This is a genomic window from Streptomyces sp. NPDC052701, from assembly GCF_040678355.1.
GTDB lineage: Bacteria > Actinomycetota > Actinomycetes > Streptomycetales > Streptomycetaceae > Streptomyces.
Map to the genome: position 1 here is coordinate 189892 of NZ_JBFATO010000002.1, position 14548 is coordinate 204439.

Genomic DNA, 14548 nt, shown 5'->3' on the forward strand with positions numbered 1-14548 from the left:
GGCCGGCCGGAAGGGCTCCGGGAGCCGCCGGCGGGCCCGCCGCCCGTCGCCCGATCGGGACCCGGCCCGGCTGAGCACGCGCGAGGGGTGCCGGTACGACACGGACCGGCACCCCTCGTCCGTCTCCCGCGCCGGCCCGCCCGCGCGCCACCCGCCATCCCCGCGCGGCACCTCGCGGCCGGCCGGCCGCGAGGCCGCCCGGATCCGGCGCGCCCGCCCGTGCCTGCCGTGCCCTCCCAGATCCGCCGCCCCGCCCGTCCGCGCCCGCCCGTCCGCGCCCGTGCGCGACGAATCCATGCAAGCACGCTTGATTGTTTCCTCCTCCGCTGCCATGCTCCTCAGCACGCCGCACCGCACCGCACCGTCTCGCACCGCACGCCGCCGTGCCCCGAGGGGAGCGCCCCGTGTCCGATCCGACGGCCGTCATCGACGATCTGCGTGAGGAGAGCGAGGAGCTCGACCGGCTCGTGGCCGCTGCGGAGCCCGGCCGGTGGGCGCTCGCGACCCCCGCGCCGCGGTGGACCGTGGCCCACCAGATCGCCCACCTCGCCTGGACCGACCGCTCGGCTCTGCTGGCCGTGACCGACGCGGACGCCTTCCGGGCCCTGGCCGAAGAGGCCCTCGCCGCACCCGGGTCGTTCGTCGACGACGGCGCCGAGGAGGGCGCCCGGCTGCCGCCCGCCGAGCTGCTGGCACGGTGGCGGGACGGCCGTACGGCCCTGGAGAAGGCGCTGCGGGCCGCCCCGCCCGGGGCGCGCTTCCCCTGGTACGGCCCGCCCATGTCGGCCGCCTCCATGGCAACGGCCCGTCTCATGGAGACCTGGGCCCACGGCCTGGACGTGGCGGACGCACTGGGCGTGGTGCGCACACCCACCGACCGGCTGCGTCATGTGGCCCGGCTCGGGGTGCGCACCCGCGACTTCGCCCACACCGTCCACGGACTCCCGGCGCCCGCCGAGCCGTTCCGCGTCGAACTCACCGCGCCCTCCGGCGAGGTGTGGACGTACGGGCCCCGGGACGCCCCGCAACGCGTCACCGGCCCCGCCCTCGACTTCTGCCTCCTGGTCACCCAGCGGATCCACCGCGCCGACACCGCCCTGCGCGCCCACGGCCCGGACGCCGGCCGCTGGCTCGACATCGCCCAGGCCTTCGCGGGCCCGCCCGGCGGCGGGCGCCCGCGGACGGGAACGGCCCGGTGAGCGCGGCGGACGGGAACGGCCCGGTGAGCGCGGCGCGCACCGCGCCCCTGCGCGTCGGCAACGCCTCCGGCTTCTACGGCGACCGCTTCGACGCCATGCGCGAGATGCTCACCGGCGGTGAACTCGACGTCCTCACCGGCGACTACCTCGCCGAGCTGACCATGCTCATCCTGGGCCGGGACCGCCTCGAGGACCCCTTCGCCGGGTACGCCCGCACCTTCCTGCGCCAGGTGGAGGAGTGCCTGGGGCTCGCGCACGAGCGGGGCGTCCGGATCGTCACCAACGCCGGCGGGCTCAACCCCGCCGGACTCGCCGACGCCGTACGGGAGCTGGCGGACCGGCTAGGCGTTCCCGCGCGGGTCGCGCACGTCGAGGGCGACGACCTCACCGCCGCCCACCCCGGCAGCCTCGCCGCCCACGCCTACCTCGGCGGCTTCGGCATCGCGGCCTGTCTGCGCGCGGGCGCCGACGTCGTGGTCACCGGGCGGGTCACCGACGCGGCCCTGGTCACCGGGCCCGCCGCCGCCCACTTCGGCTGGACGCCGCGGGACCACGACCGGCTCGCGGGCGCGGTCGTCGCCGGGCACGTGCTGGAGTGCGGCGCGCAGGCCACCGGCGGCAACTACGCCTTCTTCGGCGAGGGCGACGTGCGCCGCCCCGGCTTCCCGCTCGCCGAGATCCACGAGGACGGCAGCAGCGTCATCACCAAACACCCCGGCACCGGCGGCTTCGTCGACGTCGGCACGGTCACCGCCCAGCTGCTGTACGAGACGGCCGGCGCCCGGTACGCGGGCCCGGACGTCACCGCCCGCCTGGACACCGTACGGCTCAGCCCGCAGGGGCCCGACCGGGTGCGCGTCGACGGCGTCCGGGGGGAGGCCCCGCCGCCGGCGCTCAAGGTCGGCCTCAACCGGATCGGCGGCTTCCGCAACGAGGTCGTCTTCGTGCTCACCGGACTCGACGTCGAGGACAAGGCCGCCCTGGTGCGGGAGCAGATGGCGGACGCGCTGGCCGGGTCCCCGCCCGCCGAGGCGCGGTGGGAGCTGGTGCGGACCGACCGGCCCGACGCCGACAGCGAGGAGACCGCGAGCGCGCTGCTGCGGCTGGTCGTGCGGGACCCGGAGCAGGAGGCCGTCGGGCGGGCGCTGGGCGGGGCCGCCGTCGAGCTGGCGCTGGCCAGCTACCCCGGCTTCCATGTGCTGGCACCCCCGGGAAAAGGGGCGCCCTATGGGGTCTTCGAGGATGTGTACGTCCCCCAAGGCGCCGTCGACCATGTGGCCGTCCTCCACGACGGTCGTCGTGTCCCCGTGCCGGCACCCCACGACACCGCCGTCCTCGACGCCGTACCGGAACCGCCGCTCCCCGCGCGGCTGCCGCCCGGGCGGACGAGGAGGGCTCCCCTGGGCCTGGTCGCCGGGGCGCGCAGCGGCGACAAGGGCGGGAACGCCAACGTCGGGGTGTGGGCCCGGACCGACGAGGCCTGGCGGTGGCTCGCGCACGAGCTGACGGCCGACCGGTTCCGGCAGCTGCTCCCCGAGAGCCGCGACCTGCCCGTCACCCGGCACGTCCTCCCCAACCTGCGCGCCCTCGACTTCGTCGTCGAGGGCATCCTCGGCGAGGGCGCCGCCGCCCGGCACCGCTTCGACCCGCAGGCCAAGGCGCTCGGCGAGTGGCTGCGCTCCCGCCGCCTGGACATCCCGGAGGTCCTGCTGTGACGGTCATCGACTCCGCCCTGGACACCTCGGGCGCCGAGTACCGGGCCCACCGCGAGGCCATGCTCGCCAAACTCGCCGATCTCGACGCCGAGCACGCCAAGGCCCTCGCGGGCGGCGGCGAGAAGTACGTCGCGCGGCACCGGGGGCGCGGCAAGCTCCTGGCCCGCGAGCGCGTCGAACTCCTCCTCGACCCCGACACGCCCTTCCTGGAGCTGTCGCCGCTGGCCGCCTGGGGCAGCGACCACCCCGTCGGCGCCTCCCTCGTCACCGGCATCGGCGTCGTCGAGGGCGTCGAATGCCTGATCACCGCCAACGATCCGACCGTGCGGGGCGGTGCCAGCAACCCCTGGAGCCTGAAGAAGGTCCTGCGGGCGCACGAGATCGCGTACGCCAACCGCCTCCCGGTCGTCTCCCTCGTCGAGTCCGGCGGCGCCGACCTGCCCTCCCAGAAGGAGATCTTCATCCCCGGGGGCGCCGTCTTCCGGGACCTGACGAGGCTCTCGGCGGCCGGGATCCCGACCGTCGCCGTCGTCTTCGGCAACTCCACCGCCGGAGGCGCCTACGTCCCCGGCATGTCCGACCACGTGATCATGGTCAAGGAGCGGGCGAAGGTGTTCCTCGGCGGGCCCCCGCTGGTGAGGATGGCCACCGGGGAGGAGAGCGACGACGAGTCCCTGGGCGGCGCCGGGATGCACGCGCGGGTGTCCGGCCTCGCCGACCACTTCGCCGTCGACGAGCGGGACGCCCTCCGGCAGGCCCGGCGGATCGTGGCCCGGCTCAACCACCGCAAGGCGTACCCCGACCCGGGGCCCGCCGCGCCCCCCGCCTACGACGAGGACGAACTGCTGGGCATCGTCCCCGGCGACCTCAAGACCCCCTTCGACCCGCGCGAGGTCGTCGCCCGGATCGTCGACGCCTCCGACTTCGACGAGTTCAAGCCGCTGTACGGCGCCGGCCTGGTGACCGGCTGGGCGACGCTGCACGGCTACCCCCTGGGGGTGCTGGCGAACGCCCGGGGGGTCCTGTTCAGCCAGGAGTCGCAGAAGGCCGCCCAGTTCGTCCAGCTCGCCAACCAGCGCGACATCCCGCTGCTGTTCCTGCACAACACCACCGGCTACATGGTCGGCAGGGAGTACGAGCAGGGCGGCATCATCAAGCACGGCGCGATGATGATCAACGCCGTCAGCAACTCCACGGTGCCCCACCTGTCCGTCCTCATGGGCGCGTCCTACGGCGCCGGGCACTACGGCATGTGCGGGCGCGCCTACGACCCGCGCTTCCTGTTCGCCTGGCCGAGCGCCAAGTCGGCCGTCATGGGACCGCGGCAGCTCGCGGGCGTGCTGTCGATCGTCGCCCGGCAGTCGGCCGCCGCGAAGGGGCAGCCCTACGACGAGGAGGCCGACGCCGCCCTGCGCGCCGTGGTGGAGCGGCAGATCGAGTCCGAGTCGCTGGCGACGTTCCTGTCCGGGCGGCTGTACGACGACGGCGTCATCGACCCGCGCGACACCCGCACCGTCCTCGGCCTGTGCCTGTCCGCCGTGCACACCGCGCCCTACCGGGGCGTGCGCGGCGGCTTCGGCGTCTTCCGGATGTGAGGGACCCCCTGTGATCACTTCTGTGCTCGTCGCCAACCGGGGCGAGATCGCCTGCCGCATCGTCCGCACCTGCCGGGAGCTGGGCATCGGCACGGTCGCCGTGCACTCGGACGCCGACGCCGGCGCCCTGCACACGCGCGTGGCCGACGCGACGGTACGGCTGCCGGGGGCGGCGCCCGCCGAGACCTACCTGCGCGGCGAGGCGATCGTGCGGGCGGCCCTCGCGGCCGGCGCCGACGCCGTGCACCCCGGCTACGGCTTCCTCTCCGAGAACGCCGGCTTCGCCCGCGCCGTCCTCGGCGCGGGCCTGGTGTGGATCGGACCGTCCCCGGAGGCGATCGAGGCGATGGCGTCCAAGACGCGCGCCAAGGAGCTGATGGGCCTCGCGCCCCTGCGCGAGGTCACGGAGGCCGACCTGCCGGTGCTGGTGAAGGCGGCGGCGGGCGGCGGCGGGCGCGGCATGCGGGTCGTACGGCGCCTCGACGAGCTGGAGGCCGCCCTGCGGGGCGCGCGCGCCGAGGCCGCGAGCGCCTTCGGGGACGGGACGGTCTTCGTCGAGCCGTACGTGGAAGGGGCACGCCACGTCGAGGTGCAGGTCCTCGCCGACGCGCACGGCACCGTCCGCACACTCGGCACCCGCGACTGCTCCCTGCAGAGGCGCCACCAGAAGGTGATCGAGGAGGCGCCCGCCCCCGGGCTCTCCGAACGCCTCACGAGCGAGCTGCACGCCCTGGCGGTGCGGGCCGCCCGCGCCGTCGGCTACGCCGGCGCCGGCACCGTCGAGTTCCTCGTCGCCGGCGAGCGGGTGCACTTCCTGGAGATGAACACCCGCCTCCAGGTCGAACACCCCGTCACCGAGGCGGTGTTCGGCGTCGACCTGGTGGCCGAGCAGATCCGCATCGCCGAGGGCCAGGCCCTGACCGCCGACCCGCCGGTGGCGCGCGGCCACGCCGTCGAGGCCCGCCTGTACGCCGAGGACCCGGGCCGCGGCTGGGCCCCCCGGACCGGCCGCCTGCACCGCTTCGCCGTGCCCGACGGCGTCCGCCTGGACACCGGCTACACGGACGGCGACGACATCGGCGTGCACTACGACCCCCTCCTCGCCAAGGCCGTCGCCCACGCCCCCACCCGCGCGGAGGCGATCCGCAAGCTCGCGACCGCCCTGGAGCGGGCCGTGATCCACGGCCCCGTCACCAACCGGGACCTGCTCGTGCGCTCCCTGCGCCACCAGGAGTTCACGGCCGCGCGCATGGACACCTCCTTCTACGACCGCCACCTGCCCGAGCTGACCGAGCCGGCCCCCGACCCGTACGCCCCGCTGGCCGCCGCCCTCGCCGACGCCCACGGCCGCTCCCGCTTCGGCGGCTGGCGCAACGTGCCCTCCCAGCCGCAGGTCAAGCGGTACGCCGTGGCCGGCGAGGAGCACGAGGTCCGCTACCGGCACACCCGCACCGGTCCGGTCGCCGACGGCGTACGGGTGGTGCGCGCCGACGCCCGCCTCGTCGTCCTCGACGTGGCCGGCGTCCAGCGCAGGTTCGAGGTGAGCTCCTACGGCGACCAGGTGTACGTGAACACCACCGTCCTCACCGCCCTGCCGCGTTTCCCCGACCCCGCCGTCCAGCGCGCGCCGGGCTCCCTCCTGGCCCCCATGCCGGGCACGGTGGTGCGCATCGCCGACGGCCTGACCGCGGGGGCCGCCGTACGCGCCGGTGAGCCCCTGCTGTGGCTGGAGGCGATGAAGATGCAGCACAGGATCGCGGCGCCCGTCACGGGAACGCTGACCGCCCTGCACGCCGCGCCCGGGCAGCAGGTGGAGCCGGGCACCCTGCTGGCCGTGGTGCGGGAGACCTCCTAGGCGCGACCAGCCACGACGAGCCCGCACGTGGAAGGAGCCCCATGCCCCCCAGCACGGAGTCCAGCACGCAATCCGAGGAACACGGCGCCCTGCGGTCCGCCGTGGCCGCCCTCGGCGAACGCTACGGCCGCGCCTACCTCACGCGCGTGGTCGACGAGGGCCGCCACCCCGACGAACTCTGGTCCGAGGCGGCCGGGCTCGGCTACCTCGGCGTCAATCTCCCCCAGGAGTACGGCGGCGGAGGCGCCGGCATCACCGAACTCTCCATCGTCCTGGAGGAACTCGGCGCCGCGGGCTGCCCGCTGCTCATGCTCGTCGTCTCCCCGGCCATCTGCGGCACCGTCATCGCCCGCTTCGGCACCGAGGAGCAGAAACGCCAGTGGCTCCCCGCCCTGGCGGACGGCACCCGCACCATGGCCTTCGGCATCACCGAACCCGACGCCGGCTCCAACAGCCACCGCATCACCACCACCGCCCGCAAGGACGGCACCGACTGGCTGCTCACCGGCCGCAAGGTGTTCGTCTCCGGCGTCGACCGCGCCGACGCCACCCTCGTCGTCGGCCGCACCGAGGACGCCCGCACCGGCCGCCTCAAGCCCTGCCTGTTCATCGTCCCGCGCGACGCCGACGGCTTTCGGCGCCACCCCATCGACATGGAGCTCACGGCCGCCGAGAAACAGTTCGAACTGGTCCTGGACGACGTGCGGCTGCCCGCCGGCGCGCTCGTCGGCGACGAGGACGCCGGCCTGCTCCAGCTGTTCGCCGGACTCAACCCCGAGCGCGTCATGACGGCCGCGTTCGCGATCGGCATGGGCAGGTACGCGCTGTCCAGGGCCGTCGCGTACGCGCGCGAACGCACCGTCTGGGACGCCCCCATCGGCGCCCACCAGGCCATCGCCCACCCCCTCGCCCAGGCCCACATCGAACTCGAACTCGCCCGCCTGATGACGCAGAAGGCGGCCCGCCTGTACGACGCCGGCGACGACGCGGGCGCCGGAGAGGCCGCCAACATGGCCAAGTACGCGGCCGGGGAGGCCTGCGTGAAGGCGGTCGACCAGGCGGTGCACACCCTCGGCGGCAACGGCCTCACCCGCGAGTTCGGCCTCGCCTCGCTGATCACGGCCGCGCGGGTGTCCCGTATCGCCCCCGTGAGCCGGGAGATGATCCTCAACTACGTCTCCCACCAGACCCTCGGCCTGCCCAAGTCGTACTGACACCCGCCGGCTCCCCCGGCGCGGGAGGAGGAATCGTGTTCCGCAGCGAGTACGCGGACGTCCCACCCGTCGGACCCCCCGTCCACGAGGCCGTCCGGGGCCGGGCCGCCGGGTACGGCGGGACGCCCGCCCCGGCCGGCGGCACCGAAGGCACCGCCCTCGCCCACGGGCGGGCGGACCGGTTCCACCGGCGGACCGCCGCCGCCCCCGCCGAAGCCGGGGCGCGCGGGGGCGACGCCGGACACGCCGACGCCGGCGGCGGCGGGATCCCGCACGCGCACGCCGTGCGCCGGGCCCCGGCCCCGGACCCGGCCCTGGCCCCGGCCGAAGGGAAGGTCATGGGGTACGTCGCCGGACGCGTCGCCCCCCGCGGGCGGATCCGCCGCGCCACCACCGGAGGCGGCGCCCCGCGCGCCGCCTCCGGCAGGATCCCGCGCCGCCGGCTGCGGGAGGGCACGTGACACTCGTCGGCCGCACGCGCGCGCGGGGCGTCGAGACGCTCAGCCTCGACGCGCCGCACCACCGCAACGCCCTGTCCGCCGCGCTCGTCGGGGAACTGGCGGACGCGCTGGCCGACTGCGCCGGGGACGGCGGCGTCCGCGCGGTCGTCCTCACCCACACCGGCACCGCCTTCAGCGCCGGCGCCGACCTGCGCGACCCGCCGGCCCCCGAGGCGCTGGCCGCCCTGCTCCGGCAGATCGTCGCGCTCGGCAAACCGGTCGTGGCCCGGGTCACCGGGCACGTCCGCGCCGGCGGCCTCGGCCTGCTCGCCGCGTGCGACATCGCCGCCGCGTCGCACGACGCCACCTTCGCCTTCACCGAGGTCCGCATCGGCGTGGCCCCCGCGGTGATCTCCCTGCCGCTGCTCCCGCGCGCCGACCCGCGCGCCCTCGCCCGCTACTGCCTCACCGGCGAGCGCTTCGGCGCCGCCGAAGCGGCCCGCATCGGCCTGCTGACGGCGGCCGGCGACGACGTCGACACCGTGCTCGAACCCGTCCTCGACGGCCTGCGCCGAGCCGCCCCGCACGCCCTGGCCGAGACGAAACGGCTGCTCACGGCTAAGGTGCTGCAGACCTTCGACCTGGAGGCGGGCGACCTGACCGGACTGTCCGCCCGGCTGTTCGCCTCCGCCGACGCCCGCGAGGGAATGACGGCCTTCCTCGAACGACGGGATCCCGCATGGGTGCTGTGAACACGGCCGACCGCGTCGACCGACTCCCCAAGCAGGACCGCAGCCGGGCCACCCGGCAGCGGCTCCTGGAAGCCGCCGTGGCCTGCCTCGCCGAGCACGGCTGGGCGGGCTCCACGGTCTCCGTCGTCGCCGAACGCGCCGGCGTCTCCCGCGGCGCCGCCCAGCACCACTTCCCGACCCGCGAGGACCTGTTCACGGCCGCCGTCGAGTACGTCGCCGAGGAACGCTCCACGGCGCTCAGGGCCCTGTTCCCCGAGGGCCCGGCGGGCGACCGGCGCGCCGTCGTCGCGGCGCTCGTCGACCTCTACACCGGCCCCCTGTTCCGCGCCGCCCTCCACCTGTGGGTCGCCGCCTCCTCCGAGGACCAGCTGCGCCCCCGCGTCACCGAGCTGGAGGCCCGCGTCGGCCGCGAGACCCACCGCATCGCGGTGGACCTGCTCGGCGCCGACGAGTCCCGCCCCGGCGTCCGGGAGACCGTCCAGGGCCTGCTGGACATGGCCCGCGGCCTGGGCCTGGCCAACCTCCTCACCGACGACGGGCCGCGCCGCGAGCGGGTGGTGGGGCAGTGGGCGGCGCTGCTGGACGCGGCGCTCGGCTGACCGCCGGGGCGGACCCGGCGCTCCTCACGGGCTGAGCCGCTCCACCCGCCAGCTCCCGTCCTCCCGCGCCACGTACCGCAACCGGTCGTGCAGCCGGTTCTCCCGGCCCTGCCAGAACTCCACCGTCCGCGGGGCGACCCGGAAACCGCCCCAGTGCGGCGGCACCGGCACCTGCTCGCCCTGCGGGTAGCGCGCCGCCAGCTCGGCGTACGCGGTGTCGACGTCCGCGCGCGTGGCGATCACCGACGACTGGGCGCTGGCCCACGCGCCGAGCTGGGAGCCGTGCGGGCGGGTGCGGAAGTACGCGGCGGTCTCGTCCCGCCCGGTGCGCCGCGCGACCCCGGAGACGATCACCTGCCGGGCCATCGGGTGCCACGGGAACAGCAGCGAGACGTGGGGGTTCTCCGCCAGGTCGCGGGCCTTGCGGGAGTCGTAGTTGGTGTAGAACACGAACCCCTGCTCGTCGAAGTGCTTCAGCAGCACCGTGCGGGAGCTGGGCCGGCCGCCGGCGTCGGCCGTGGAGACCACCATGGCGTTCGGCTCGAACATCCCGCCCTCCGTCGCGGCCTGCCTGAACCAGCGCGCGAACTGTTCCACGGGGGTGGCGGCCAGGTCGGTCTCGGAGAGCCCCTCGGTCCGGTACTGCTTGCGCATCGAGGCCAGGTCGAAGGGGACGGGGTCGCGGTCGGTCACGCGGTCATCTTGCCGCATCGACGGTGGTCTTCGTCACTGCGTGGCACTGAGTGCCGCGACCCCTCCCCAACGGTGGCACCCGGGGATATCGTGCTGATGCCGTCGCGGTGGGGTGACCGCCCTCCGCACGGGGCATCACAGGGGGACCGGACCGTCCAGGACCGCGAGTCGCCGGCAACGACCGTGGATCCACCGGGCGGCACCGCCCGCGTCCGCGGACCGGCCCAGGGCCGTCCACCGGCCGCCCGTCCGGTCGTCCGGTCGTCCACGGGGCCGTCCCGCCCACAACACCATCTGCCGCACACCTCACGAGGAGCCGCCTGATGTCCGACTTCGTACCCGGGCTCGAAGGAGTCATCGCGTTCGAGACGGAGATCGCCGAACCCGACAAGGAGGGCGGCGCCCTGCGGTACCGGGGCGTCGACATCGAGGACCTCGTCGGGCACGTCTCCTTCGGCAACGTCTGGGGCCTGCTCGTCGACGGCGCCTTCAACCCCGGCCTGCCGCCCGCCGAGCCCTTCCCGATCCCCGTGCACTCCGGCGACATCCGCGTCGACGTCCAGTCCGCGCTGGCCATGCTGGCGCCCGTCTGGGGCCTGAAACCCCTCCTGGACATCGACGCCGAGCAGGCCCGCGAGGACCTGGCCCGGGCCGCCGTCATGGCGCTGTCCTACGTCGCCCAGTCGGCCCGCGGCCAGGGCCTGCCCATGGTCCCGCAGCGCGAGATAGACAAGGCCCGGTCCGTCGTCGAACGCTTCATGATCCGCTGGCGCGGCGAGCCGGACCCCAAGCACGTCGCGGCGGTCGACGCGTACTGGACGTCGGCGGCCGAGCACGGCATGAACGCCTCCACCTTCACGGCGAGGGTCATCGCCTCCACGGGCGCGGACGTGGCCGCGGCCCTGTCCGGCGCGGTGGGAGCCATGTCCGGCCCCCTGCACGGCGGCGCCCCCTCCCGCGTCCTGCACATGATCGAGGAGATCGAGCGCACGGGGGACGCCGAGGCCTACGTGAAGAGGACGCTGGACAAGGGCGAACGCCTCATGGGCTTCGGCCACCGCGTCTACCGCGCCGAGGACCCCCGCGCCCGCGTCCTGCGCCGCACCGCCCGCGAACTCGGCGCCCCCCGCTTCGAGGTCGCCGAGGCCCTGGAGAAGGCGGCCCTGGCCGAGCTCCACGCCCGCCGCCCCGACCGCGTCCTGGCCACGAACGTCGAGTTCTGGGCGGCGATCGTCCTCGACTTCGCCGAGGTCCCCGCCCACATGTTCACCTCGATGTTCACCTGCGCCCGCACGGCCGGCTGGTCCGCCCACATCCTGGAGCAGAAGCGCACCGGCCGCCTGGTCCGCCCCTCGGCCCGCTACGTCGGCCCGGGCCCCCGCGACCCGCGCGAGATCGAGGGCTACGAGGACATCGCCCACTGACCCCCGGGGACACGGCCGCGGCCGTCACCCGGGGCGACACGGCTCCGCGTGGCGGCCGCCCGTCCTCGCCGGCCGGCCGGACGACTAGACGCCTGGACGGCTGCCGCGGCCGGGCGGGAACGCAGACGACCCGCGAGTCTGGTCCTCCGGTGGAGGAGCCGGCCGGACGTACCGGCGACTCGCGGGTCGGGTGACTGCCTGGGATTGGGCCGGCTGCACGCATCCGTCGCGTGCGGGTCCGGCACCGCACTGGTGTGGTGACGGGCCGCTAGCCCGCAGCCACCTCACGCGTCCGGTTTCCATACATCTGCCGAACCACCTCCCTTCTCGTGTACCAGGAACCTTAAGAACCGGTCGGCCTCCGGGCAACCGGTTTTCCGGGATGCGGACCGGGCGGACCGGCCGGCGCCGCGGGCGGGGTGTCCCGGCGTAAAGGGGGTATTGCCCCAGTACGACGATTCCTTCAATCTTGTGGGAACTCGATGTGCGCTGCGTCACGTTCAAGTTGAATGATTGCAAGGAGCGAACCGCCGTGCCGTACGTGCGGACGCGGCCTGCAGGGGGTCCAGGTGAGTGCTTCCCGGCGTAGTGGGACCACCGACGAGCTGGGGCCGGACGAGCCCGGGCGGGACGGCTCGGACGGTTCCGATCTGCTCGCCGCGCTGCTGGACGGGATGGACGCGGCCCTGTGCGCGTTCGACGCGGACGGGGTCGTGACCCACTGGAACCGCGAGGCGGAGCGGATCCTCGGGTGGAGCGCGGCCGAGGCCGTGGGGCGGCACGGGCTGGCCGGGTGGGCCGTGCGCAGCGCGGACGCCGAGGAGGTCGAGGCGCGGCTGATGTCCGCCATGCACGCCCCGGGGCGGCAGGTCCACGAGTTCGCGCTGCTGACCAAGGACGGCGGGCGGGTGCTGGTGCGGACCCAGTCGGCCGCCGTGCGCGGGCCGGACGGGAAGCCCGCGGGCGTGTACTGCGCGTTCAGCGAGGTGCACGTGCAGATCGACCTGGAGCGGTCGATCGCGCTGAGCGAGGCCCTGTTCGAGGACGCGAGCTGGGGTGTCGTCCTCGTCGACGCCGACCTGCGGCCGGCGGTGGTGAACGGGTACGCGGCCCGGGCGCTGGGCACCGGGCGCACGTCGGTCCTCGGGCGGCCGCTGGGCGAGCTGCTGTCACAGGGCGTGGAGGAGCTGGAGAGCGCGCTCACGCACGTGCTGGCGGAGGGGGCGCCGCCCGCGCCCGCCGAGATGTGGGTGGGCGTGCGCACGCCGGAGGGCGAGAAGCGGCGGTGCTGGCGCAGCGGCTTCCTGCGGCTGGCGTCCCCGCTGGCGGAGGAGCCGGTGCCGCTCGGGGTCGGCTGGCTGTTCCAGGACGTGACCGAGGCCAAGCAGGGCGAGCAGGAGGCGTCGCTGCTGCGGTTTCGCGCGCAGCAGCTGCACCGGGCGGCGCGGGCCGCCGCCGAGTGCGAGGACCCGGCGGAGGCGGCCACCGTCCACCTGGACTTCGCGCTCGCCGGGTTCGCCGACCACGCGCTGATCGACCGGGTGGCCGGCGGCGCGCTGAGCGACGTGGAGACCCTGGGGCCGGTCCGGCTGGTCCGGATCGCCGCCACGCCGTCCGGGGCGCCGGGACCCAGCCGGATCGCCGGCCGGGCGGGGCTGCCCGTGCGCTACGACACGGGGCATCCGGCGCTGCAGTGCGTGGAGCGGGCCGGGTCGGTGCGGGCCAGTGCCGGGGCCGCGCCGGCGCAGGAGGCGCGCGCGTGGGCGCTGGCCCGGCAGTGGCCGGCGGACACGGTGCACGCGCTGTGCGCGGTGCTGCGCAGCCGGGGGCGGACGCTGGGCGTCGTGACGTTCCTGCGGGGTGCGGGGCGCAGCGCGTTCGAGCGGTCCGACGCGATGTACGCGGAGGACGTGGCGGTGCGGATCGCGATGGCGCTGGACCTGGCGGGCTCGGCGGGCCCGGCGGGGGAGGGCTGACCGCCGCCCGGACCGGCGGGCCGCCCCGGATCCGCCGGCCGGACGTACCGGCCGGCCGGCGGGCTCCGAACCGCCGGCCCCGGAGGCGCCGGCCCCGGAACCGTCGCGCTCAGAACCGGTAGAAGATCCGGTCCCGGTACTTCTCCATGACGCGGCGGTTCCACTCGTGGCCGCCGTCGACGTTCCCGGAGCGCAGGAGCGGGGGCTCGATGCCCCGGTCGGCGAGGGTGGCGGCGGTGGTGGCCATGACGGCCTGGAGGAGGGCCGCGGTGACCACCGTCGAGGCGGGGGCGAAGGGCGCGGAGACGTTGTCGAGCGTGAGCTCCGCGTCACCGACGGCGATCTTCGAGTCGAGGACGAGGTCGCAGTGGTCCTTCAGGAACGTCCCCGAGACGTGCCGGGACTCCGTCTGCGAGGCGTACGCCACCGACGTCACGCCGATCACCCGCACGCCCAGGGCGCGGGCGTTCACGGCCATCTCCACGGGCAGGGCGTTGCGGCCCGAGAGGGAGATGATCACCAGGGCGTCGCCCTCGCGCAGCGGGGAGCTGTCCAGGACGGCGCCGGCCAGGCCGTCGACGCGTTCCAGGGCGGAGCCGAGGGGGGCCGGCATGACGTCGACGCCCACGACGCCGGGGACGGCGAGCAGGTTCATCAGGGCGAGACCGCCGGCGCGGTAGACGACGTCCTGCGCGGCGAGGGAGGAGTGGCCGGCGCCGAAGGCGAAGAGGCGGCCGCCGGAGGCGACGGTGTCGGCGAGGAGCGTCCCGGCGGCGGCGATGGAGTCGGCCTCCTCGTCGCGGAGCCGTTGCAGCAGGCCGATCGCGGCGTCGAGGAACTGGCCGGCCGGCCGGCGGTCGCTCATGCGGGATCCCTTCGGGGGGTGGGTGTGCCGCGGATCACGGTGCGGTCTGGACCACTGCGGTGTCAATACGGCCGCGCCCGCGGCCCGTCCGCACCCCGGCACCCCGGCAACTCCCCGTTCCCACGCCGCGGCACGGTTGTCGGCCCCATGCGTCAGAATTGAGTTCAGGGCCAGCGCACGCGCCGGTGAGGCGGCCAGCCTCCCGGCAGAGCTAATCGAGG

11 protein-coding genes and 1 pseudogene are annotated in these 14548 nt (G+C 75.5%); 10 read left to right on the forward strand and 2 right to left on the reverse strand.

All coding sequences use genetic code 11. The annotated features are described in order from the left end of the window. Window positions 1–404 precede the first annotated feature (404 nt). From AB0L29_RS03965 to AB0L29_RS04000, 8 genes and pseudogenes are all read left to right on the forward strand, one after another. A complete protein-coding gene (locus tag AB0L29_RS03965) occupies window positions 405–1199 on the forward strand; it encodes a TIGR03084 family metal-binding protein (RefSeq protein WP_365823035.1) in 795 nt (264 codons plus the stop codon). Beyond that, the gene (locus AB0L29_RS03970; RefSeq protein ID WP_365823037.1) at window positions 1196–2914 is read left to right on the forward strand and encodes an acyclic terpene utilization AtuA family protein; all 1719 of its coding nucleotides are present in this window, start codon (window positions 1196–1198) and stop codon (window positions 2912–2914) included. Before AB0L29_RS03965 ends, AB0L29_RS03970 begins: the two co-directional genes overlap by 4 nt. After that, window positions 2911–4509: a carboxyl transferase domain-containing protein gene (locus AB0L29_RS03975; RefSeq protein ID WP_365823039.1), complete on the forward strand. Its 1599-nt coding sequence runs from the start codon at window positions 2911–2913 to the stop codon at window positions 4507–4509. The genes AB0L29_RS03970 and AB0L29_RS03975 overlap by 4 nt, the downstream gene beginning before the upstream one ends. Before the next feature lie 10 nt (window positions 4510–4519). Next, window positions 4520–6364, forward strand: a complete 1845-nt coding sequence (locus tag AB0L29_RS03980; protein WP_365823041.1) for a biotin carboxylase N-terminal domain-containing protein — start codon at window positions 4520–4522, stop codon at window positions 6362–6364. A 41-nt stretch (window positions 6365–6405) separates the two neighbouring features. Continuing rightward, window positions 6406–7578 carry an acyl-CoA dehydrogenase family protein gene (locus AB0L29_RS03985; RefSeq protein ID WP_365823043.1) on the forward strand — a complete coding sequence of 391 codons (1173 nt, stop codon included), beginning with the start codon at window positions 6406–6408 and terminating at the stop codon, window positions 7576–7578. A gap of 35 nt (window positions 7579–7613) precedes the next feature. Next, window positions 7614–7814 (forward strand): annotated as a pseudogene (locus tag AB0L29_RS03990) (4-coumarate--CoA ligase family protein); the annotation flags it as partial. A 221-nt stretch (window positions 7815–8035) separates the two neighbouring features. Next, entirely contained in the window at window positions 8036–8770 is a 735-nt protein-coding gene (locus AB0L29_RS03995; protein WP_365823045.1) for an enoyl-CoA hydratase family protein, read from the forward strand. After that, window positions 8758–9369, forward strand: a complete 612-nt coding sequence (locus AB0L29_RS04000) for a TetR/AcrR family transcriptional regulator (RefSeq protein ID WP_365823047.1) — start codon at window positions 8758–8760, stop codon at window positions 9367–9369. The genes AB0L29_RS03995 and AB0L29_RS04000 overlap by 13 nt, the downstream gene beginning before the upstream one ends. Before the next feature lie 24 nt (window positions 9370–9393). Here the strand turns inward: AB0L29_RS04000 and pdxH are convergent, their stop codons facing one another. Next, window positions 9394–10080, reverse strand: a complete 687-nt coding sequence (gene pdxH, locus AB0L29_RS04005) for a pyridoxamine 5'-phosphate oxidase (RefSeq protein WP_365823049.1) — start codon at window positions 10078–10080, stop codon at window positions 9394–9396. 305 nt (window positions 10081–10385) lie between these two features. Between pdxH and AB0L29_RS04010 the strand changes: the two genes are divergently transcribed. Next, window positions 10386–11486: a citrate synthase 2 gene (locus AB0L29_RS04010; protein WP_365823051.1), complete on the forward strand. Its 1101-nt coding sequence runs from the start codon at window positions 10386–10388 to the stop codon at window positions 11484–11486. Window positions 11487–11995: 509 nt separating this feature from the next. Next, window positions 11996–13462: a PAS domain-containing protein gene (locus AB0L29_RS04015; protein ID WP_365823053.1), complete on the forward strand. Its 1467-nt coding sequence runs from the start codon at window positions 11996–11998 to the stop codon at window positions 13460–13462. A gap of 109 nt (window positions 13463–13571) precedes the next feature. Here the strand turns inward: AB0L29_RS04015 and AB0L29_RS04020 are convergent, their stop codons facing one another. Next, entirely contained in the window at window positions 13572–14327 is a 756-nt protein-coding gene (locus AB0L29_RS04020) for an SIS domain-containing protein (RefSeq protein WP_365823055.1), read from the reverse strand. Between the last annotated feature and the right edge of the window lie 221 nt (window positions 14328–14548).